Annotated in this window: 17 protein-coding genes and 2 tRNA genes; 7 read left to right on the top strand and 12 right to left on the bottom strand. The window is 69.6% G+C overall.

Going from position 1 to position 18,600, the window contains the following annotated elements; genetic code table 11:
- Positions 1 to 4: 4 nt before the first annotated feature.
- Both ACFY4A_RS09200 and ACFY4A_RS09195 read right to left on the bottom strand, forming a co-directional pair.
- Positions 5 to 4,552 (bottom strand): PAS domain-containing protein, encoded by a 4,548-nt coding sequence (locus tag ACFY4A_RS09200; protein ID WP_390828782.1) that lies wholly within the window; start codon positions 4,550 to 4,552, stop codon positions 5 to 7.
- Between the two features lie 303 nt (positions 4,553 to 4,855).
- Positions 4,856 to 5,371 (bottom strand): SSI family serine proteinase inhibitor, encoded by a 516-nt coding sequence (locus tag ACFY4A_RS09195; protein WP_390828781.1) that lies wholly within the window; start codon positions 5,369 to 5,371, stop codon positions 4,856 to 4,858.
- Between the two features lie 193 nt (positions 5,372 to 5,564).
- Between ACFY4A_RS09195 and ACFY4A_RS09190 the strand changes: the two genes are divergently transcribed.
- The 4 genes from ACFY4A_RS09190 (at position 5,565) to ACFY4A_RS09175 (ending at position 6,858) form a co-directional block, all read left to right on the top strand.
- Positions 5,565 to 5,655: transfer RNA gene (locus ACFY4A_RS09190), tRNA-Ser, on the top strand.
- Between the two features lie 197 nt (positions 5,656 to 5,852).
- Positions 5,853 to 5,925, top strand: a tRNA-Arg gene (locus tag ACFY4A_RS09185).
- 511 nt (positions 5,926 to 6,436) lie between these two features.
- Entirely contained in the window at positions 6,437 to 6,676 is a 240-nt protein-coding gene (locus tag ACFY4A_RS09180; RefSeq protein ID WP_390828780.1) for a DUF2188 domain-containing protein, read from the top strand.
- Positions 6,673 to 6,858: a hypothetical protein gene (locus ACFY4A_RS09175; protein ID WP_390828779.1), complete on the top strand. Its 186-nt coding sequence runs from the start codon at positions 6,673 to 6,675 to the stop codon at positions 6,856 to 6,858. Before ACFY4A_RS09180 ends, ACFY4A_RS09175 begins: the two co-directional genes overlap by 4 nt.
- 100 nt (positions 6,859 to 6,958) lie before the next feature.
- Here ACFY4A_RS09175 and xerC read toward each other — a convergent pair whose 3' ends face one another.
- From xerC to ACFY4A_RS09140, 7 genes are all read right to left on the bottom strand, one after another.
- Positions 6,959 to 8,215 (bottom strand): tyrosine recombinase XerC, encoded by a 1,257-nt coding sequence (gene xerC, locus ACFY4A_RS09170; RefSeq protein WP_390828778.1) that lies wholly within the window; start codon positions 8,213 to 8,215, stop codon positions 6,959 to 6,961.
- Positions 8,215 to 8,397, bottom strand: coding sequence for a helix-turn-helix domain-containing protein (locus tag ACFY4A_RS09165; RefSeq protein ID WP_388480853.1), 183 nt, complete (start codon positions 8,395 to 8,397; stop codon positions 8,215 to 8,217). Before ACFY4A_RS09165 ends, xerC begins: the two co-directional genes overlap by 1 nt.
- Entirely contained in the window at positions 8,394 to 9,857 is a 1,464-nt protein-coding gene (locus ACFY4A_RS09160) for a replication initiator (protein WP_390828777.1), read from the bottom strand. Before ACFY4A_RS09160 ends, ACFY4A_RS09165 begins: the two co-directional genes overlap by 4 nt.
- A 150-nt stretch (positions 9,858 to 10,007) precedes the next feature.
- Positions 10,008 to 10,700: a DUF2637 domain-containing protein gene (locus ACFY4A_RS09155; protein WP_390828776.1), complete on the bottom strand. Its 693-nt coding sequence runs from the start codon at positions 10,698 to 10,700 to the stop codon at positions 10,008 to 10,010.
- 48 nt (positions 10,701 to 10,748) lie between these two features.
- Positions 10,749 to 12,164 (bottom strand): cell division protein FtsK, encoded by a 1,416-nt coding sequence (locus ACFY4A_RS09150; RefSeq protein ID WP_390828775.1) that lies wholly within the window; start codon positions 12,162 to 12,164, stop codon positions 10,749 to 10,751.
- A complete protein-coding gene (locus ACFY4A_RS09145) occupies positions 12,161 to 12,373 on the bottom strand; it encodes a hypothetical protein (protein ID WP_390828774.1) in 213 nt (70 codons plus the stop codon). Before ACFY4A_RS09145 ends, ACFY4A_RS09150 begins: the two co-directional genes overlap by 4 nt.
- Positions 12,370 to 12,717, bottom strand: coding sequence for a hypothetical protein (locus ACFY4A_RS09140; protein ID WP_361412668.1), 348 nt, complete (start codon positions 12,715 to 12,717; stop codon positions 12,370 to 12,372). Before ACFY4A_RS09140 ends, ACFY4A_RS09145 begins: the two co-directional genes overlap by 4 nt.
- A gap of 170 nt (positions 12,718 to 12,887) precedes the next feature.
- Between ACFY4A_RS09140 and ACFY4A_RS09135 the strand changes: the two genes are divergently transcribed.
- Complete coding sequence (locus ACFY4A_RS09135; RefSeq protein WP_390828772.1) at positions 12,888 to 13,373, top strand: GntR family transcriptional regulator; 486 nt, start codon at positions 12,888 to 12,890, stop codon at positions 13,371 to 13,373.
- A gap of 934 nt (positions 13,374 to 14,307) precedes the next feature.
- On the opposite strand, the gene ACFY4A_RS09130 is transcribed toward ACFY4A_RS09135, so the two are convergent.
- The 3 genes from ACFY4A_RS09130 to ACFY4A_RS09120 all read right to left on the bottom strand — a co-directional run bounded on the left by ACFY4A_RS09130 (position 14,308) and on the right by ACFY4A_RS09120 (position 16,140).
- The gene (locus ACFY4A_RS09130; RefSeq protein WP_390828771.1) at positions 14,308 to 15,144 is read right to left on the bottom strand and encodes a protein kinase; all 837 of its coding nucleotides are present in this window, start codon (positions 15,142 to 15,144) and stop codon (positions 14,308 to 14,310) included.
- 70 nt (positions 15,145 to 15,214) lie between these two features.
- On the bottom strand, positions 15,215 to 15,658 hold the full coding sequence (locus ACFY4A_RS09125; RefSeq protein WP_390828770.1) for a glycine-rich domain-containing protein: 444 nt from the start codon (positions 15,656 to 15,658) through the stop codon (positions 15,215 to 15,217).
- A 251-nt stretch (positions 15,659 to 15,909) separates the two neighbouring features.
- A complete protein-coding gene (locus ACFY4A_RS09120; RefSeq protein WP_365421429.1) occupies positions 15,910 to 16,140 on the bottom strand; it encodes a hypothetical protein in 231 nt (76 codons plus the stop codon).
- Positions 16,141 to 16,265: 125 nt separating this feature from the next.
- Between ACFY4A_RS09120 and ACFY4A_RS09115 the strand changes: the two genes are divergently transcribed.
- Positions 16,266 to 17,729, top strand: a complete 1,464-nt coding sequence (locus ACFY4A_RS09115) for a hypothetical protein (RefSeq protein ID WP_390828769.1) — start codon at positions 16,266 to 16,268, stop codon at positions 17,727 to 17,729.
- A 29-nt stretch (positions 17,730 to 17,758) separates the two neighbouring features.
- Positions 17,759 to 18,600 (top strand): RNA-guided endonuclease InsQ/TnpB family protein (locus tag ACFY4A_RS09110; RefSeq protein ID WP_390828768.1); only part of this gene is annotated, 842 nt, incomplete at its 3' end.

The following is an 18,600-nucleotide window of genomic DNA, read 5'->3' as shown; positions in this document are numbered from 1 at the left end:
TCGGTCAGTTGGTGCCGATCCGGGCCAGCAGATCGACGATCCGGCTCTGCACCTCGTCGCTGGTGGACCGCTCCGCGAGGAACAGCACCGTCTCGCCCGAGGCCAGCCTCGGCAGGTCGGCCTGGTCGACGGCGGCCGTGTAGACGACCAACGGGGTGCGGTTGAGCTGCCCGCTCGCGCGCAGCCAGTCCAGGATCCCGGCCCGGCGCCGATGCACCTGCATCAGGTCCATCACGACCAGGTTCGGCCGGAACTGCCCGGCGAGCGTCACCGCGTCGTTGTCGCTCGCGGCCCGGGCCACCTGCATCCCGCGCCGCTCCAGCGTCGCCGTCAGCGCCAGCGCGATCTCCGCGTGCTCCTCGATCAGCAGCACACGCGGCGGATGCTGCTCGCTGTCGCGCGGCGCGAGGGCCTTCAGCAGTACGGCCGGATCGGCGCCGTAGGCCGCCTCACGCGTCGCCTGCCCGAGTCCGGCCGTGACCAGCACCGGCACCTCGGCGGCGACCGCCGCCTGCCGCAGCGACTGCAGCGCCGTGCGCGTGATCGGCCCGGTCAGCGGGTCGACGAACAGCGCGGCGGGGAAGGCCGCGATCTGCGCGTCCACCTCCTCGCGCGAGTTCACGATGACCGGCCGGTAGCCGCGGTCGCTCAGCGCCTGCTGGGTGGTGACGTCGGGGGCCGGCCAGACCAGCAGCCGACGCGGGTTGTCCAGCGGCTCCGGTGGCAGTTCGTCGTCCATCGGCTGCGGCCGCGGGGTGTCCGCGACCTCCACCGCACCGCCGGGACCGTCCAGTGGCTCGGGACCCTCGGCGGCGTTCTCGTCGGGAGCCCCGATGGCGTACGACCGTCCGCCGCCCTCGGTGCCGGCGGCCACGGCGGGTCCGCCGAGGGAGGGCTGCGCGGTGGGCTGCTCGGACGGCGGGTGTGGGCGGGCCGCCTGCTCCGGCCGCTGCGACTGAGCCTGCGCCGGCGTCTGCGGGCGCGCGGTGGCCGGGTCGGGCGGAGTGCCCAGCTTGCGGCGGCGGCCGGAACCGCCGGTCGTCTGCGGGGGCGGCGTGGCCGACGGCGGCTGCGGTGCCTGCGCCTGTGCCGCCTGCCGGCTGAACGGCACGCCCTGCCCCAGCGTGCGCACGCTGATCGCCCGACCCTGCGTCGAGTGGAAATCGACGGGCGCGGCGGCCTCGGCGGGCAACGGCTGGGCCGCGCGCGGGGCCGCGGTGCCGTGGGGCGGTGTACCGGGGGTGCCGGGTGCTGCCGGCTGGGGAAGCGCCTGGGCCGGGGACATGGGGGCGCCGGTGGCGTTCGGCGGTACGGGGCTGCCACCCGCGCCGGGGGTCGGCTGCGCGGCGGGGACCGCCTGAGCCGGGGCGCCCGGGGCCGGGATGCCCTGCGCGGGGAGCGGCCCGGCAGAGGGGGGTTGGTGGGCCGGGGCGGCGGTGTTCTGCGCGGAAGCGAGGGCGGCAGGCTGCGGGGGGAGCGGCTGACCGGCGATGCCGAGCGCGGGAGCGGGCGCCGTGCCCGTGGCCCCGTGCTCCGGCGACGGCACCTGTGCGGGCAGGGCCGCCTGCCCGGACGGATGCTGCGCGGGCAGCGCCTGACCCGGAACGGGCTGCTGCCCGGGAGCCTGCGGCCCTGCACCCGGCTGTCCGGGAGCCGCCTGCGGCACGGCGGGCTGCGCAGGCGGACCTTTTAGCGCGGCGGGTTGACCGGGCAGGTCCTGAGGCATGGCGGGTTGACCGGGAGTCATCTGTGGGGCGGTGGGCTGTCCCGGCACGCCCTGCGGTACGACGGGTTGACCGGGCAGGCCCGCGGGAGTGACGGGCTGACCGGGAGTCACCTGTTGCGGGGTGGGCCGTCCCGGCACCCCCTGCGGCGCGGCGGGCTGACCGGGAGTCACCTGCGGAACGGCCTGCGCGAGCGCCTGGGCGCCGCCCGGGTCAGCCTGCACCGGAACGCCCGGTCCGGCCGTACCCTGCGCGGGCGTCGCGCCCGTCGCCGCGGTGTCCTGCGGCTGGGCCACCGCCCGCCGCCGGCGTCCCGTCGGCGCGCTCGTGGGATGCGGCTGTGGCGGCGTATGGTCGTCGGCCTGGTCGTGAGGTACGGCGTCGTGCTGCCCTTCGTCCCCCAGGGGGGCGACGGCAGCGGCACCCTGCGCCGGCACCCGGGGCGCCTGTGCTGCCTCCGGGCCTTCGGCGGGCCGGTCCGCCTCCGCGGGCGGCAGGGCGAAGACCGGACGGGGAGCCGCCTCCTGCGCGGCGGCGCGCTCGGTCGCCGCGGCCAGGGCGCGCCGACGGCGCCCGGTCGGCTGCGGGGCGGGAGCCGCCGGGCTCTCGCCGCCCACTGCCTCGGTCCGCGCCGCCTCCGCATGCGCAGCCTCGGGCAGCGCGTCGGCAGCCGCGGGCAGCGCCGCCGGCAGTGCCTCGGGCCGGCCGACCTCGCGCCGGGCGCGCCGCCCGTTGGGCGCGGGCACGCCCTGCGGCGGCACCGTACCGCCGAGTCCTGTACCCGCGGCCGCCGTTCCCGCGCCGTGCTCGCCCGCCATGACCACGGCACCCTCGGACACGCCCGCCGCGTCGTCGGCGGGTCGTCCGCGCCGCCGTCCCGTACCGCCGGAGCCGTCCGCGCCCTGGGACGGGACCTGGGCCGGAACCTGCCCGGTCTCCTGGGACGGCTCGGCCGCCCGCCGCCTGCGCCGACCGGTCGGAGCCGCCGGGGCACCGGCAGCCGGCTCCCCCTCGCTGTCGCTCTCGAGGAACGCGTCCGTCGAGGGCCGCCGGGCCCGCCGCCGCCCACCGCCCGAAGGCTGCTCGGGCACGGCCGGCACGGCCGGGGCGGGCTCTTCGGAACCCGCGGCCGGCTCCAGGGCAGGGGCCGGGGCCGCGACGACACCGGCACCGCCGCCGAGCGGCACCTCCAGGACGTACGCGCTGCCGCTCATGCCCGGCACCTCGTGGGTCTGGAGCACACCGCCGTGCGCCCGGACGATCCCGCGCACGATCGGCTCGTGCACCGGGTCTCCCCCGGCGTACGGCCCCCGCACCTCGATCCGGACGACCTCACCGCGCTGCGCCGCCGCCACCACGACGGTGTTGTCCATGTAACCACCCGCCGACACGGGCGAGTTCCCGGTCGCGTCGACGCCTGCGACATCCGCGACGAGGTGTGCGAGCGCGGTGGCCAGACGCTGCGGGTCGACCTCGGCCTCGATGGGCGGCGCGTGCACGGCGAACTGCACCCGCCCGGGGCCGATCAGCTCGACGGCGCCGTCGACACCGGCTGCGACGACCGCGTCCAGCATTACCTTCGTCCGGGTGATCTCCTCGCTGCCGGCGTCGAGACGCTGGTAGCCGAGGACGTTGTCGATCAGCGCCGTGATCCGGGAGTACCCGGCCGACAGGTGGTGCAGCACCTGGTTGGCCTCGGGCCACAGCTGTCCGGCGTCGTCGGCGGCGAGAGCGGCCAGCTCGCGGCGGAGTTCGTCCAGGGGCCCACGCAGGGAGCCGCCGAGGAGGGTCAGCAGCTGCTCGTACCGGCCGGCCAGCGCCTCGTAGCGGTCCTTCTCCCGCTCGCCGAGGGCAGCGTAGCGCTCCTCGTTCGCGGCGAGTTGCTCCGCGTGCCGTTCGGTGAGTTCCTCGATCTCGGTGACGTGCTGCTGGCGCAGGGCGGTGAGCTCGGAGGCGTGCTCCTCGGTGAGCTGCTCGAGCTCCTCCTCGTGGCGCTTCTCCTCGGCGGCCTTCTCGTCGGCGAGCGTGTCGTAGGGGCGCCGGTCGGTGAAGGTCATGACGGCGCCCACAAGCTGGTCGCCGTCGCGCACCGGCGCGGTGGTCAGATCGACGGGAACCTTGTCGCCGGCCTTGGACCACAGCACCTGCCCGCGCACCCGGTGCTTGCGCCCGGAGCGCAGGGTGTCGGCGAGCGGGGACTCGCCGTACGGGAAAGGGGAGCCGTCGGCGCGCGAGTGCAGGACGAGGGTGTGCAGCTCGCGGCCGCCGAGTTCGCCCGCCCGGTAGCCCAGTATCTGGGCGGCCGCGGGGTTGACGAGCACGATCCGCCCGTCGGTGTCGGTGCCCACGACACCCTCGGCGGCGGCCCGCAGGATCATCTCGGTCTGCCGCTGCGAACGGGCCAGTTCGGCCTCGGTGTCGACCGTGCCGGACAGATCGCGGACGACCAGCATCAGCAGTTCGTCGCCGCTGTAGCCGTAGCCGTCGTAGGCCTGCTGGCTGTTCTCCAGATTCGCGCTCGTGACCTCGACCGGGAACTCGGACCCGTCGGTCCGGCGCGCCGTCATCCGGGTCGGCTTGGTCCGCCCGCGCGGGTCGATGTGGTCGGGCCTGCGCATGGAGCCGGGGATCAGCTTGGAGTCGAACTGCGGCAGCAGATCGAGCAGGCCCCGCCCGACGAGGGCGGTCCCCGGCGTCTCGAAGGCCTCCAGCGCGATGGTGTTGGCGTTGACGACGGTGCCGTTGGCGTTGACCAGCACCAGGGCGTCGGGCAGCGCGTCGAGTATGGCAGCGAGGCGAGCAGCGCCTCGGGATGGCCTGCTGCTCACGAGACGCTTCCTCCCTGTCACCGCACCTTGCCGACCGCGGGGGCCATCTTGCCAACCGGCCCGCAGCGTGTCACGCGAGGGAGTCTATGCGCAGAGGTTGCTGCCGCGACGCCGGATGAGAGGGAGGTCGCACGCGGAGTTGACGTCGAGCCTGTGACCGGACGATTTCGCTTCGCACGACCTCCGCGAGACCTTTACGGACTCCCGGCCCCCACACCCGCCGTTACACGCCTACGCGCCGGTACGCGCGCTTACGCGCCTGCCCCCGCCCACGCGCCGGTACGGGGCCCGCTCCCGTCCCGCCTACGCGCGGGCGGGGGACACCGCGCTCGGCCTGGGAGCGCTGAGGTCGGGCAACAGCGGCACGAGCCGGTTCCAGCGGTCGATCCGGCAGCCGTCGCCGCGGTCGTAGGTCGCGTCGACGCGGCGCCCGGCCCAGGTTCCGCTGATGTGGGCGGTGGCCGGCCCGCCGTACTGCATGGTGCACACGCTGCCTTCGGGCACGGGCGCGAAGGGCTCCCGCCCCCAGCGCGTGTTCCGGTCGAGCACGTCGCAGGCACGGCGGGCGTCCGGGTGGCTTCCTCTGGCCGGGTGGCAGTGCAGCCTGTACGTCCCGTCCCTGCCCGCGCCCGCGTGCCGCACGGTGACGGTGAGGTGGTCACTGGCCCGGTCCTCGACCCGGACGGGCGGTGGCGCCGCGGCCGAGGCGGCGGGCACGGCCGAGACCGAGGCGAGCACGGCGAGCACGGCGGAGGCGCCGAGAGCCAGTGCCCGCGAGACCGCGGAACGTCGGGCTGGGAAAGATCCGATCTGCGTCATGCCCGGACTAACGCCTTCCGCCCCGGGACGTTGCGCCCGTCCGACGGCCCGGCCGCCATCCGCCCGACGCCACCACAAGGGCTTTGCCCTGGGCCCCACCGGCCTAGTACCGTAGGGGGCGATTGGTGACACCCCACTCGGCTGTGTCATCATCTGCACGCACCACTCGCGCGCTCGCGTGAGCGGTTGTGCTGGAGGCGTCGCCTAGTCCGGTCTATGGCGCCGCACTGCTAATGCGGTTTGGGCCTTAAAGCCCATCGAGGGTTCAAATCCCTCCGCCTCCGCGCATGATCACCGAAGCCCCGGTCCGTCCCGACCGGGGCTTCGGCGTTGCCGCCCCGGTCCCGTTCCATACCTTGTTTCCCCAGGTCACAAGGGGTGCGGGGAATGGATTTCACATGACGGCGGCAGTCATGTAATGTTCTTCCTGTCGCCGCGAGCGGCCCGGAAGGGCCCGAAGCGAAGACAAAAAACAGAACAAGCACTCGTAGCTTAACGGATAGAGCATCTGACTACGGATCAGAAGGTTGCAGGTTCGAATCCTGCCGAGTGCACAGCAGGCCAGAGGCCCCGTGAAGAGATCCACGGGGCCTCTGGCTTTCATCTTGACGGCAGTGGTTGACGGCAACCGGCCCTGACGCCGCCGTACGTCCCGCCCGCCGGTTCAGTTCGTCGGGTGGAGGAGTCGACGTCGGCGCCGGTTCGCTGACGGTGCTCGCGCTTGGGTGTGCGATTGCTCCGGGTGTCGGGCTCTACCGGTTCCGGCGGTCGTCCGGTTGTCGGTGGGGGCCAGTAGCCTGGTGTTGTGCTCCGTCACGGAACACTAGATGTTGTGGTGCAGAAATTCTGCACGGGCACATCTTGGGGTGCTCTGCTTGCTGATGGAGCGTCGGGAGTGCTTCACTTGATCCGCCAAATCAAGCAGGCCCCAGCCGGGGCCCAACTTGAGGTTGGACTCGATGGCATGGGGCCTGATGCGTTGGTAGCGCCTTCGGACCCTATCGCCCTCTCTTGGTTCTACCAAGATGGCGAGCTTGCGCGTCCGACCTCGGAAACGGATCTGTGATGACAGGCCAGCCCAACACTAGGGACGTCTCCCCGCGGGGGGACGGCTGGGCGGTGACGAAGCCCGGTGCTCAGCGGGCCAGTGCTGTTCTTCCGACGCAGGCGGAGGCAGCCACGCGGGCGAGGGAGATCCTGGCCAATGACGGCGGCGGGGAACTCCGCGTCAGAGGGAAGAACGGTCAGGTGCGGGAGCAGAACACCGTTCCGCCGGGAAACGACCCGAGGCGGTCGAAGGGATGAGTTCCTCGTACCGGTACGTGATCAACAAGGGTCACGACAGCGAGCGTCAGGTCGAAGCGATCGGGTTCGCCACGGTGGGGGACTTCATCGACTTCTTCAACTTCGGCGGTCGAGGTGAAAACGTCGTGACGCTCCGGATCCGGGCCGCGTACGTGGACACCGTCGAGCGGATCAGTACCTGATGCGCTGAAGATCAGCAGTCCGGGCCCGGTGATTCACCGGGCCCGGACTGTCTTGAGCACGTCTGAAGGTCTCGCTGGCCGGCCAGACGCTGCTCCTCTCCTAACTTTCGTGGTCTGTCTCGTCGCCCCGGGCTCGCAGCGCGTCCCCGACACGGTCGAAGGCGGAACGCTGGGAGTCGAGCCGTACGAAGGTGTAGATGTCCATGGTCACCCGGATCGAGCTGTGGCCCAGGACTTCCATGATCATGCGAGCGTCTGCGCCCTGTTCGTGGAGCAGGGACGCGCACGTGTGGCGCAGATCATGGAAGCGGACCTTACGGACTCCCGCGCGGGCACACAGAGCTTCGAAGGATCGGTTCAGGTTGCGCGGCTCGATGGGGGTCCCGTTCTTCGTGGTGAAGACGAGGCCCTGACCCGTCCCCTTCCAGTTCGCGCCAGCGGCTTTTCGGTCGGCGAGCTGCTGGGCGCGCTGAGCACGGAGCGCGGTCACGCACTCGGCCGGCAGCGCCACGCGACGGGCTGAGCGCTGCGTCTTCGGCGCGACGATCAGCAGTTCGCCGCCGACCCGCTGTAAGGCCTGCCGGACGGTGAGGACGCCTTCGTGGAGATCCACGTCCGACCAGCGCAGGCCCAGCAGCTCACCCCGCCGCAGACCGATGCGGACCGCCAGTTCGTATGCGGCCCACAGCCTGTTGTCACGGGCCGCCGCCAGGAGCTGACGCCCTTCCTTGACCGTGAGCGGTTCGATCTCGCGCTTCGTTCCCATGCTCAGCTCCACGTTCCGTGCCACGTTGCGGGGCAGCTCGTCCTCACGTACGGCGTGCTGGAGGGCGGCCCGCAGGATCACCAGCAGGAAGCGCACGGTCCGATCAGAGGGGAGCTTCTTGCAGCACTTGCCGAGGGCGCAGCAGCGTTGCTTGTGCTCCGGCCGCTTCTTGTCCTTGCCCTGAGCGCAGCACTGGCAGGTGGCCGCCGTCTTGGTCAGGAAGGCCCGGATGTCGCGGGCCGTGAGCCGGGCCAGCTTCTTCCTGCCGAACTCGGGCGTGACGTAGTTGCGGACGAGTGATTCGTAGTTGACGTACGTCGTCCTGCGGACCTTGCCCTTGGCGACGTTCGTGAGCCAATACGACAGATACTCGGCGATCGTCATCTTGCTGGTGGCCACTGGCAGGCCGTTGAGGGAGTTGGCCTTGAGCTTCGTCAGCTTCTCGTGTGCCTCCTCCCAGGTCTGACCGTAGACGCTGCGCCGCTTGTACGTGCCGTCCGTCGTCAGAACGTACGCACTGCCCTCCCAGCGACCGTCCTTGCGCTGGTAGATGGTGCCCTCGTTGTTGGCGTTCTTCTTCGGCTTGGCCATCAGGCGGCTTCCTGTTCGGTCCGGAGGGATATGTAGTCGTGCACGGCGGCTTCGCTGATGCGGCGGCAGCGGCCGATCTTGAAGGAGGCGAGTTCGCGGGAGCGGATCAGGTCGTGGACCTTCCAGCGGCTGATGCCGAGACGCTGGGCGACCTGGTCCACGGTGAGCACAGCCGTCGTCATGCAGGCACCAGCCCTTCGTGCTTGACGCGTTGGGAGTGGGCGATGTCGTGGCGTACCTGGGCGGCGAGGAGTTCTTCACCAGGGCGGTAGCCGCTGCTGAGGTAGGTCCAGGAGGAGGCGGTGACGAGGGTGGTGTTCTCGTCGTTCACGGGGAGGCCGGCGCGGATGCGGGCGGCTTCGGCTTGGGCCAAGCGCCACGCGCGGCGTACGTCGCGCAGCGCGCCGAGGGTGGTGGAGTAGGCGCGGGATTTGCTGGAGAAGTGCCCGCGGAAGCCGAGCATGTGGGCCCACTTCCAGAGCTTGAGGTGGGCGAACTCCGGGAGGTGGCCGAGGGCCCAAGCGGTGCGGATCATCTGTCGGGCGTGCTGCTGTACGGGGAGTGCGGCGAGGGATTCGGCCTGCCCGGTGCCGTCGCAGTCGGCGCAGAGGTCGCGGAAGCCGTCGGGGCCGCGTACGTAGCCGCGTCCGGTGCAGGGGCGGCACATGAGGGTCCGGTCTACGGTGCCCGCGCCTTCGGCGTTCTTGGTGGCGTACTTGGCGACGTATCCGGCGACCTTGGCGTCTGTGAGTTCGCCGTCGCCGAGGGCAGAGATCTGATCCACCTTGAATCGGTCGCCCCACCTGATGACGCGCTCGCCGACCGCGTCCGACTCGATGGTGAGCCGGGCACGCTCGACCGCCAGGCCCACGGCGACGCAGAGGGCGTCGAAGGTTGCCCAGGCCGGGGGCGAGGTGATGTGGCCGTCCGGACCATCGAAGCGGATGACCGCGTGGAAGTGGACCAGGCCCCGTTGTTGGTATTCGGCGACCTTGGCGAAGGAGACGCGGAGAGCTGCGTTCAGTGCCTTCTGTGTCATGTCCAGGTGTTCGGCGAGGGCGCGGCGCAGGTAGGTCGTGAACCGTGCCCAGAGGGCTCCGGCGTGCGCGTTCCAGAGCACGGCGCCGGTGTAGTCGTAGCTGGCCGGGTGCAGCGGGGTGCCGAGTTCGGGAGCGTCCTCGGCGTGGCTGTTGCCACACGCGCAGGGGCGGGGCTTGCCCGTATCCGTCGTGGGGCGGTTGTGGACGGGGCCGAAGGACGGAGCGGTGAGGGTGACGAAGGCGCGCGGGTGGTCGCGGACGGCTTCGGCGACGTTCTTGCCGCCGGACAGTCCGGCCTTGATCAGGTGGTAGGTGTCGGCCGCGTAGAGGCGGGAGCAGGCGGGGCAGCGAGAGGCCCGGCGGTTGCCGCAGGTCGTGAGGAGACGTCCGGAGGGTTCGTCCTCGGAGCGGTAGGAGCGGATCACCTGCTTGGTGGTTTGGTCCGTGGTGACCGTCCAGCCGTGGAGGTTGATCGGGCTGGTGCAACCCCGCAGGTTGCGGACCTGTTCGTTGACGCGGTCGAAGTCGTGGGTGTTGGCCAGCTCGACCAGGTCCCGCAGGCCGGGGCTGATCACGTGGCGCAGGTCGACGGGGCGGCGCATGGGTGGCGGGACGTCCTTTCTGACGCGAGGGTGGGCCTGCGGGCAGCAGCCTGTTTCGTGCGCTCGGGCTGCTGTCCGCAGGCATGGCAGGCCCAGCCCAGGGACGGGCGAGGGTGGGAGATGCCGGGATGGCCGGCGGAGGGGACGGTCCTACAAGGCGGAGTGGAGTGCCGTTGCCATGGGCAGGCCGATGCCGAGTCGAGTCTTGAGCTGGGCCGCCGTGATGGGCTCGCCGTGCTCAGCGTGGTGGGACGTGGCGATGGAGCGCGCTTCGATCAACAGAGGTTCAGGCAGCTTGACCGCAGGTGAGGCAGGAGCCGAGGTGGTGAGCGGAGCGACCGAGGCCAGGGCTGGTTCCGGTGCCGCAGCGGGGGCCGGGGTGGGAGCAGTCTCGGGGGCCGACTCGATGTCGCTCGGCAGGGAGACAGGGGCGGCGGGGTGCGCAACGGTGTGGAAGGCGCGCAGGAGCTGAGGGCCGACGGCACCCCAGCCGAGGAGGAGCAGCGGGGCCACGGCGTCCACTGCGGCGCGGCCGTAGTGTCCGGCGACGATCGGTTCGGCGACGTTGAGGGCCAGGGTCAGCAGTCCGGAGAAGTGCATCAGCCGGGTGGCCGCCTTCATCTGTTCGGCGGGCAGGCCACGCAGGGAGAGGTAGCGCAGGGCGACCAGCAGGCCGACCACGGACAGGTCCACCATCGGCGCGATGAGCGGTGCGATCGGGGCGGGCACGCCCAGGCGCAGGGCGAGGGACCAGACGTTGCCGAAGGAGAAGACGAATGCCAGCGAGGCAATGACGATCATCACTGCGGTGATGGTGCGTTGAGTGATCCGGTCCTCTGTCATGGGTTTTCACCTCCCTTCCGGGGTGTCGTGGACGGGCGGGGCAGCAGTTCAGGCCGCGTCAGCCTCGGGCTTGCTCAGATCCACCTCCCCCATGCGCGGGCCGAGTACGGCTTCCAGCAGGGCGTAGGGGTTGGCAGTGAGCGTTGCGGTCTGTTCGGCGAGACGGGCCGCCTCCGCGTCCGGCACGTAGGGGGTGCGGATGCGGGTGAAGCCGGGCTGTGACTGGTGGTTCATGGACGCGACGCCGACATAGGTGGGGTCTTGGAGGTTGATCGGGTTGGCGTCCGGCCACTCCCGGATCTCCTCGCCGAGTGCGGCCACAGCGGCTTCGGCGGTCTTCTGCGCGAAGCTCAGGCCCACGGGGCACACGTCGCGGATGAAGGTGGGGATCGCATCGCCGGTGGACTTCTGCGTGGCGAGGATGACGAGCACCCCCACCGAGCGGCCCTTCTTCACCAGGTCTTCCACGAGTCGGGCGTTCTCGGCGGCGAGCGCGGCGAGCTTCTTCGTCTTGGGGTCGCTGCCCTTGTGGTCGCGGAAGTACGTGTGGGCTTCGTCGATCACCAACACGACCAAGGGCCAGCCCTCGGACGGGCCGATGTCCCACATGGACTTCACCCCGAGCACCGTGCGTATCGAGGCTGAGCGGACGCGACGCAGCTCCACCAGCTGCCGGAAGAGCTTGTTTGCCTCTTCCAGGTCATCACCGACGAAGGCGAACATGCGCTGTACCCAGTCGGCGTAGTCGCCTTCGTACGCAGCCGACACCTTGCCGTCCGCACAGGCGAACTGCACAGCAGGCGAGGGCGCCCAGTCCGACAGAAGCCGATTGATCAGGCTGGTCTTGCCGAAGCCAGGCAGGCCGGCCACGGTCACGCCAGGCACCTGCGTCAGGTCCACGGCCACCGGCTGTGCGTACTCGTCCACGCCGAGGTCCCAACGGGCCGTCTCGTCCGGTACCTCACCCGTCGGGTGGTGCTCGGTGGGGAACTTCAGCGGATCCAGCCGGACGCCCCGGATGACGACCTGCCCCGGCTTGTCCTGGGTGACCGCGACCCGCGTACACCTCCAGGCGTCCGCCAGATGAGGGGCCGCCTTCTGGAACTGTTCCAGACCCACGCGGGGCAGGCAGCTCGCCCGTGCGATCACTCCGTACGCGTCATGTGTGACCTTCAAGGCAGGGATGAGTACCCGGGGCTTGATGGGCTTGCCATTCGTGTTCGCCAGCGAGGCCAGCGCGGTCGGGGTCTTGTCCGTGACAGACAGCTTGAGCATCGGCGCGAGCCGCTTCCAGCCCCACCGCACACGTACGGCCTGCCGGATCGACTGCCGGGTCATGGCGTCGGCGCGCAGGTAGCGGACTACCCACCACACGGTCCATCCCACGAGCACCGCCAGCGCCAGGTCGACCACGAGAGGGCCGTAGTCGAAGGTTCCTTCTGCCGGGTCGTTCGGACCCTTCATATGTCGTTCTCCATCGGGGTGTATAGGAAGGCCGCAAGGGTCGATTCGAGGGCTGTCCGATCCGCCGGGGCGTCGAGGCGGGGGTAGCCGTAGCCGACGAGCACGGCCGCTACCGAGTTCACGAGCGATTCGGTGAACCGGGCATCCGGTCCGGCGTGAGGCAGCGGATAGCTGCGCTCAGCGCCGAACCGGAGAGATGTGCTGCTCACGCCTCAGTGGCCGGGGCCACCAGGTCCAAGCGGTCCACGCGGTAGGCGATGCCGTCCGAGAGCGATCCGTTGAAGATCCGCGCCCACGGGGTGGCGAACAGCTCCACCGGCATGACGGGGATACCGGGCCGGAGGCCGTTGGGGAGACCCGTCTCCGGAACGGTGATCTTCAGTGCCTCAGCGCGGTCCTCCTCCATGAAGAAGAGGGTGACCGTGTAGAGCTTCGCGCCGGTCTCACGGTCAGTGGCGAACTGCGTCTTCTCCTGGTCCGCGTACTTCGGCACCGGCAGGGTTCCGACCATGAACGACGAGGTGGGGAGCAGGCCAACACGGATGCGTGCCATGGGAGTTGCTTCCTTTCGGTTGCGCTCCGCCAGACGGCGGGGCGTGATCTCCATTGAACATAGCTGACCTAGCAGTGTCAAGTGTGCGTGGTGAGCTAGGTGTCAACTTAGATAGGCCACCTATGTCAGTGGGGTGTGCTAGGGCTGCTAAGGATCGATACTCTTGGGCCATGAGCCCCGCGCCAGAGAGCAAGCAGGACCGCCGGCCGCCGTACCAGCATGCTGCCGACGAGCTTCGGCGCGACATCTTGCAGGGGCGGATCAAACCGGGCGAGCAAATGCCGTCCATTCGCGAGCTACAGGAGCGCTTCGGCGTGGCCAACATGACCGCGAGAGGCGCGCTCAACGTGTTGCGAGACGAGGGCCTGATCTACACGATCCACGGCCGGGGCAGTTTCGTCGCAGACCACGACGCCGCCGGTGAGTTCTCGGTGGGCTATACCCCGCCGGCTTGGTACCTGGCTAAGGAGGGCAAGACGCCCAGCCAGGCAGAACAAGGAGAGGGAAGGCCCGACGACGCCGAAGCCGCCAGGGCCACCCTCGCTGAAATGCTCACTGCACTACGTGATGAGATCCGTGTCCTCAGCGCTGAGCATCAGGAGCTGCGGCGCGAGGTCGAGGAGCTGAAGTCTCGGCAGTCGAAGTCCCGGTCTTGAGTCGGGACACGTCCTCTCGCAACGCTCTGGTCTCCCTGGTGAGGCGGCCGACCATGGCCTTCATTTCCTCGATCAGCGCAGCCACCTGATCCGCATCCCCGACGTGAATGCTGGTCAACCCCTTTTCGTTGTCCGGTATGTGCTCGGTCATGTCTCCCCGCCTGCCGCCGTGCCGTCGTTGCGTACCGCGCTTGCTCCAACCGCCGGGGCCTGCCCACGGCATTGGGATGTCTCTCTCGCTGCTCGACCACCGCCCTGCCCTGCGGCGCTGTTCAGAGTTTCTTTACTGGATCAAGGCGGCCCGCCTACGGCGGTCCGCGCGCGCTGGCGGCCACGGGCCGCCGCCGCTCCCTGTCTCCGCCACCGCTCCGGCGGCCCCCGGCCACTCAGCGCGCGACACCGCCAAGACGGACAGCCAGAGGAGGAAGTGACCCGACCAGCCCGAGCACCAGGACCAGGTTGAGACGCGTTGAGAGCGACTGCACTGTCCCACCGGCCGCCGTTCTGCAAGCGGAGACCCGAGGCAGGGCTAAGCGCCAGGCATGCGTCGACAACGCGCAGGCCAGAAGCGGTTCGGTCCGTGACGTAGCCAGGAAGCGTGGCTGAGGCCGGTACGGGGTTGCTGGAGACACACGTGACGGGTGCTCGTTTGGCGCACCGCCGCCGTGGCTGGCTTTCGGCGGCTGAGGTCAGAACTGTGGTTTCTTCGGCCGCAGTCCAAGGGTCTTCCTCTCCAACTCGACGACAGAGAGCCAGGGTTGTAGCCGCACCCGCGTCTGGGCACGCCGACCGCCCCGGTACCATCGGCACCGGGGTCCTGATCAGGGCTTCCGCGACCGGACCACCCGGAATGCTGTCCAGGCTGAGGGGTGGTCCGGTCTCTTGTTGTCGGCCTCCGCCGCCCGGGGAACGTTTGGCGAGAGGAGCTTCGGGATCAGATCAGGGCTTTGCCCACCTCGTAGATCGTCGGTCGGTTCTCCGGGGCGTGGCTGAGCATCGCGTCGATCAGCTCGCCCAGCTCACCGGGCACCCTCACAGGCCGCCGCCGACCATTCGCCACTGCCTCTCTCTGCACGCGGCGCGGAGCGTCGTCGGGGTACTCGACCGCCCGCCAACCTGTGGCGGAGATGAGCAGGGAGGCGCCGAGTGCGTAGATGTCGGCTGCCTGCGTCGGCTCGGCTTCTCCGGTTGTCAGCACGCTACGCGCGATCTCCGGTGCCTCGTAGTGGACGAGGCAGCCGCGGAACGGGAAGTTGTACCCCTCGGGTACGCGCCCGCCTTGGGCAAGGGCGAGGTCGATGAGATGGGTCCGCTCCGGCCCGATGATGAAGTGGGCGGGCTGCACATCACCGTGCGCCCAGCCCTTGGCATGAAGTTCTGCCAGCGCTTCGACGCATCCCACCGCCACGCTGGTGTGCGGCTTGATGGACGAGTCTCGCTTACGGCAGGGCTCCCAGAGCCTGTACAGGTCCGGCCCCTCGTGCCACGGCTGGAAATTCCAGGTTCCGCGCTCCCACTCGCCATAGGCGATGTCGTCGAGGCCGAGGCGATAGAGAACGGCACCCTCGCGTGCGGGGGCGAGCGCAGTCCAGGGCTGCGCAGGCCAATCGACCGTGGCTTCGATCGGGTAACCGAGCTTCACGGCGTATCGGCCCCGATGGCTCTCCACCTCCCAGACCGCGGAGCCCCGGCGGTTGATGACCAGGTGCTGCGCCGTCGGCATAAGCGCGTCGAGCACCACGATCGGCAGTTCAGGGGTTGGGCCGGACAAGGTCGCTTCTCCCTCCTGGCGAGCGCGGCCGACCATGAGCAGAGGCCGGCCGCGTCGCTGTTGTCGTGTGCTACGCCTGGCCGTACGGTCGGCCGCAGTCCGAGTCGCACTGCGCGAGGTTCTCACCGTTCACGGTCCAGAGGTCGTCGAAGACCATGAACCCGGCGGCCTTCATAGCGCGGGCCGAAGCGGCGACCTTCTCCGGGGAGCGGCCACCGCCACCCGGCTTCGGGTTGTGGTGCAGGAAGCGGCCCGCGTACTGCTCGCAGAGTTCGGCGTACTCCTTCGTGTGCAGGATGAGCGCGTGCAGGCCGAGGTCCACGTCGTCCGAGGGGACCATGGGGACGGTGGCGGTGGCCGCCGTCACCAGGAAGGCGACCGCCTGGTCCGCGATCCGCTCGGCACGCTCGGCCGACTGCCCGTTGTGGACGACCACGAAGTGGGCGAGGCTGTCGAACAGCTCCTCACCAGCTACTGCGCGACCGGTCCTCTGGTCGTTCGCTGTTGCTGTCATGCGAGTACTCCTCGTGTGTGGCGGTGCGTGGCACTTACCGCCCGCATTGGTCGCCGAGCCTGGCTCATGGACGACTAGGAGGCGGGCTTGGATGGCCGGCCCCGAACGGGGACGGGGGAGCCGGGAATCTGGCATCCGTTCGGGGCGGCCGGTCTACTGACCGATGGCGAGAGCCATGCCGATCACCAGGCCGCACGACCCGCTGATCATGATGATGAACAGGACTCCCGCGTACCGGCCGATGGCGCGCATCACAGCCCGCCCCGACTGTTGCCGTTCTTGACGGCCAGGCGTGCGCTTAGTTCCTCCCGCGCACTCAGCGCCACCACGTTGTCCGGCATGGCATCCCACTCCGTGCCGCCACCGATCGGCCTTATCTGCACACGGCCGCCGACCTCACCCATCACGACGCCGATACGTCCCCTGGCGCTGTCCTTCGCCAGTTCACCGATGCCTGGTCTGGTCTGCTGTTTGCTCGCCATGCAAGGAGCATCGCGATCCGGAGACCGCCACCGAAAGGTCAGGCTGATTACCCAACTTGGGTAACATCGCGGCAAGTAGAGAATCATCGACGTTGCGTAGCCCTCGCAGTGTGGGAGCTTGCCCAATGCCCGACGCCGACCGGCCGCAGGAACTGCCTGCCAGGCTGCTCACAGATCCCGAGATGATCAACGCGTGCCGGGTACGGGACTTCGCCCGAGTCTTCCGGCTGGTGAAGAGCAGGGCGGGCATCTACCCGTCGATGATCGCCAGGCGGTGCGAGTTGACGCCCAGCCGAGTCGGTGAAGTCATCGCAGACCGACGCCAGTTACTCCACATGGATGTCATCGAGCGCATCGCAGACGGCTTGCGCATCCCAGGGGACATGCTTGGCCTTGCCCGGCGGCCTTGGGAGACTCCCCAGGCTCTCGTAGTCACCGAGGGCGCGGCGCCTCAGCAGCCGCAGCCAGAGAAACAGACCCCCGACTCTTTGCCGGGCCCGGACGTGGACAGCATCCTGGAGCTGGCCACCCGAACGAGCCTGAGCGCAGCCACACTCGAAGCCTTCCGGTCGTCTATCGAGGACTACTGGCGACGCGACAACCAGCACGGCGGCGAGGCTCTGAGACCGGCCATCGTCGGCCAGCTCCGATATGTGGTCGGGCTCCTGAAGGAGAGCCGACCGCCGTCCATCCAGAACGGGTTGTACGGAATCGCGGCCGAGCTGGCGCGCCTGACCGGTTGGACCTACTTCGACGCCCGTCAGTACAACCAGGCCCGCGCGTACTTCACCGAGGCCCTGCAACTGGCCAAGGAAATCGACGACCGCCAGTTCATGGCCAACGTCCTTGCCTGCATGAGCTTGCAGGCCACGTACCAGGACAAGCCCGCGGACTCACTCGCACTCGTGACCGCCGCCCAGGACCAGGCCCGCTCAGCCCTCGGCACCACCCCACGCGTCCTGTCCATGCTGTCCATGCGCGAAGCCTTCGCTCATGCCACCCTAGGCAACCGGGATTCCACGCACCGGGCTATCGGGGAAGCACACCGCCATTTCGAGCAGATCCACGCGAGCGACCCGGACCCGTCGTGGGTGGCCTACTTCGACGAGCCGAAGCTCATCGTGGACACGGGCATCGCCCATGGCCGACTGGGCGAAGCAGCGACTGCCGAACCATTGATCGCGGATGCTCTGCGGCGGGAGGACCGCACCAATCAGCGCGGCCGCGCGTTTCACGCGTTCTGGCTTGCTCGTACGCAGTTGGACCAGGGCAAGCTCGATCAGGCGTGCCACACCGCCACGCAAGCGCTGGAGCCTGCGTCGTCGGTGGCCTCCGAGCGGGTGTCGGGCCATCTCAGGGAGTTCTACGACGAGTTGGCCCCACACAGGCAAGAGCCCGTAGCCCTGGCCTTCGAGGCGAGGCTACGGGAACTCCTTCCACCCGTCAGCGGATCGATTCATCGGGATTCCTCCGTGGATACCCCGGACTTCAGGCCGGGGAGGAAACGGACTCCTGCGGAGCAGGGCAGGGAAAGCCGAATCGCCGTCAGGGCGATTCGGTGTCTACCGGCCACCGGCCGAAGCCTGTAGCTCACATGCGAGCTGATAGAATGTGAGGCATGGCGCGGCTGGTCAAGCGGGCATTCAAGTACCGCTTCTACCCCACGGATGAGCAGGCAGCGGAGCTGTCCCGCACGTTCGGTTGTGTCCGCCTCGTCTACAACAAGGCGCTTCAGGAGCGCACCCGCGCCTGGTACGGCGAGCAGCGCCGTATCTCCTATGTGCAGTCGTCCGCCGCGCTGACGCAGTGGAAGAAAACCGAGGAACTCGACTTCCTGGCCGAGGTGTCCTCCGTTCCGCTCCAGCAGGCGCTGCGTCACCTTCAGACGGCGTTCGCCAACTTCTTTGCCAAGCGGGCCAAGTACCCGCGCTACAAGAGTCGGAAGAAGTCCCGCGCATCGGCCGAGTACACGCGCAGCGCCTTCAAGTGGCGCGACGGGCAGCTCACGCTGGCCAGGATGACGGAGCCCCTGGATATCCGCTGGTCGCGCCCTCTCCCGGAGTGTGCGGAGCCCACGACGGTGACCGTGTCCCGCGACAGCGCGGGCCGCTGGTTCGTCTCGATGCTCGTCGAGGACACCGTTGTCCCGGCCTCTGCCACGGACGCGGCGGTCGGCCTGGACGCCGGGATTACCTCGTTGGTGACCCTGTCCACCGGGGAGAAAATCACCAACCCCCGGCACGAGCGCCGTGACCGGGCGCGCCTGGCGAAGGCGCAACGGGAGCTGTCGCGGAAGGCGAAAGGCTCCGCTAACCGGGAGAAGGCCCGTCGCCGCGTAGCCCGCGTGCATGCTCGGATCGCCGATCGGCGCCGGGACTTCCTGCACAAACTGTCGTCTCGTCTCGTCCGTGAGAACCAAACGGTCGTGATCGAGGATCTGACCGTCCGCAACCTGCTGAA

This window comes from Streptomyces sp. NPDC001292, from assembly GCF_042896465.1.
Taxonomy (GTDB): Bacteria; Actinomycetota; Actinomycetes; order Streptomycetales; family Streptomycetaceae; genus Streptomyces.
The sequence above is the reverse complement of the archived record's forward strand: the minus strand, read 5'-3'. Positions and strand labels throughout refer to the sequence as shown.

What these genes read in the sequence shown, in the direction of transcription:
- ACFY4A_RS09180 (WP_390828780.1), top strand. Translation starts at nt 6,437, where the DNA reads ATGACAGGCCAGCCCAACACTAGGGACGTCTCCCCGCGGGGGGACGGC.
- ACFY4A_RS09120 (WP_365421429.1), bottom strand. Translation starts at nt 16,140, where the DNA reads ATGGCGAGCAAACAGCAGACCAGACCAGGCATCGGTGAACTGGCGAAG.
- ACFY4A_RS09195 (WP_390828781.1), bottom strand. Translation starts at nt 5,371, where the DNA reads ATGACGCAGATCGGATCTTTCCCAGCCCGACGTTCCGCGGTCTCGCGG.
- ACFY4A_RS09175 (WP_390828779.1), top strand. Translation starts at nt 6,673, where the DNA reads ATGAGTTCCTCGTACCGGTACGTGATCAACAAGGGTCACGACAGCGAG.
- ACFY4A_RS09135 (WP_390828772.1), top strand. Translation starts at nt 12,888, where the DNA reads ATGAGCCCCGCGCCAGAGAGCAAGCAGGACCGCCGGCCGCCGTACCAG.
- ACFY4A_RS09125 (WP_390828770.1), bottom strand. Translation starts at nt 15,658, where the DNA reads ATGACAGCAACAGCGAACGACCAGAGGACCGGTCGCGCAGTAGCTGGT.
- ACFY4A_RS09165 (WP_388480853.1), bottom strand. Translation starts at nt 8,397, where the DNA reads ATGACGACGGCTGTGCTCACCGTGGACCAGGTCGCCCAGCGTCTCGGC.
- ACFY4A_RS09140 (WP_361412668.1), bottom strand. Translation starts at nt 12,717, where the DNA reads ATGGCACGCATCCGTGTTGGCCTGCTCCCCACCTCGTCGTTCATGGTC.
- xerC (WP_390828778.1), bottom strand. Translation starts at nt 8,215, where the DNA reads ATGGCCAAGCCGAAGAAGAACGCCAACAACGAGGGCACCATCTACCAG.
- ACFY4A_RS09150 (WP_390828775.1), bottom strand. Translation starts at nt 12,164, where the DNA reads ATGAAGGGTCCGAACGACCCGGCAGAAGGAACCTTCGACTACGGCCCT.
- ACFY4A_RS09115 (WP_390828769.1), top strand. Translation starts at nt 16,266, where the DNA reads ATGCCCGACGCCGACCGGCCGCAGGAACTGCCTGCCAGGCTGCTCACA.
- ACFY4A_RS09155 (WP_390828776.1), bottom strand. Translation starts at nt 10,700, where the DNA reads ATGACAGAGGACCGGATCACTCAACGCACCATCACCGCAGTGATGATC.
- ACFY4A_RS09160 (WP_390828777.1), bottom strand. Translation starts at nt 9,857, where the DNA reads ATGCGCCGCCCCGTCGACCTGCGCCACGTGATCAGCCCCGGCCTGCGG.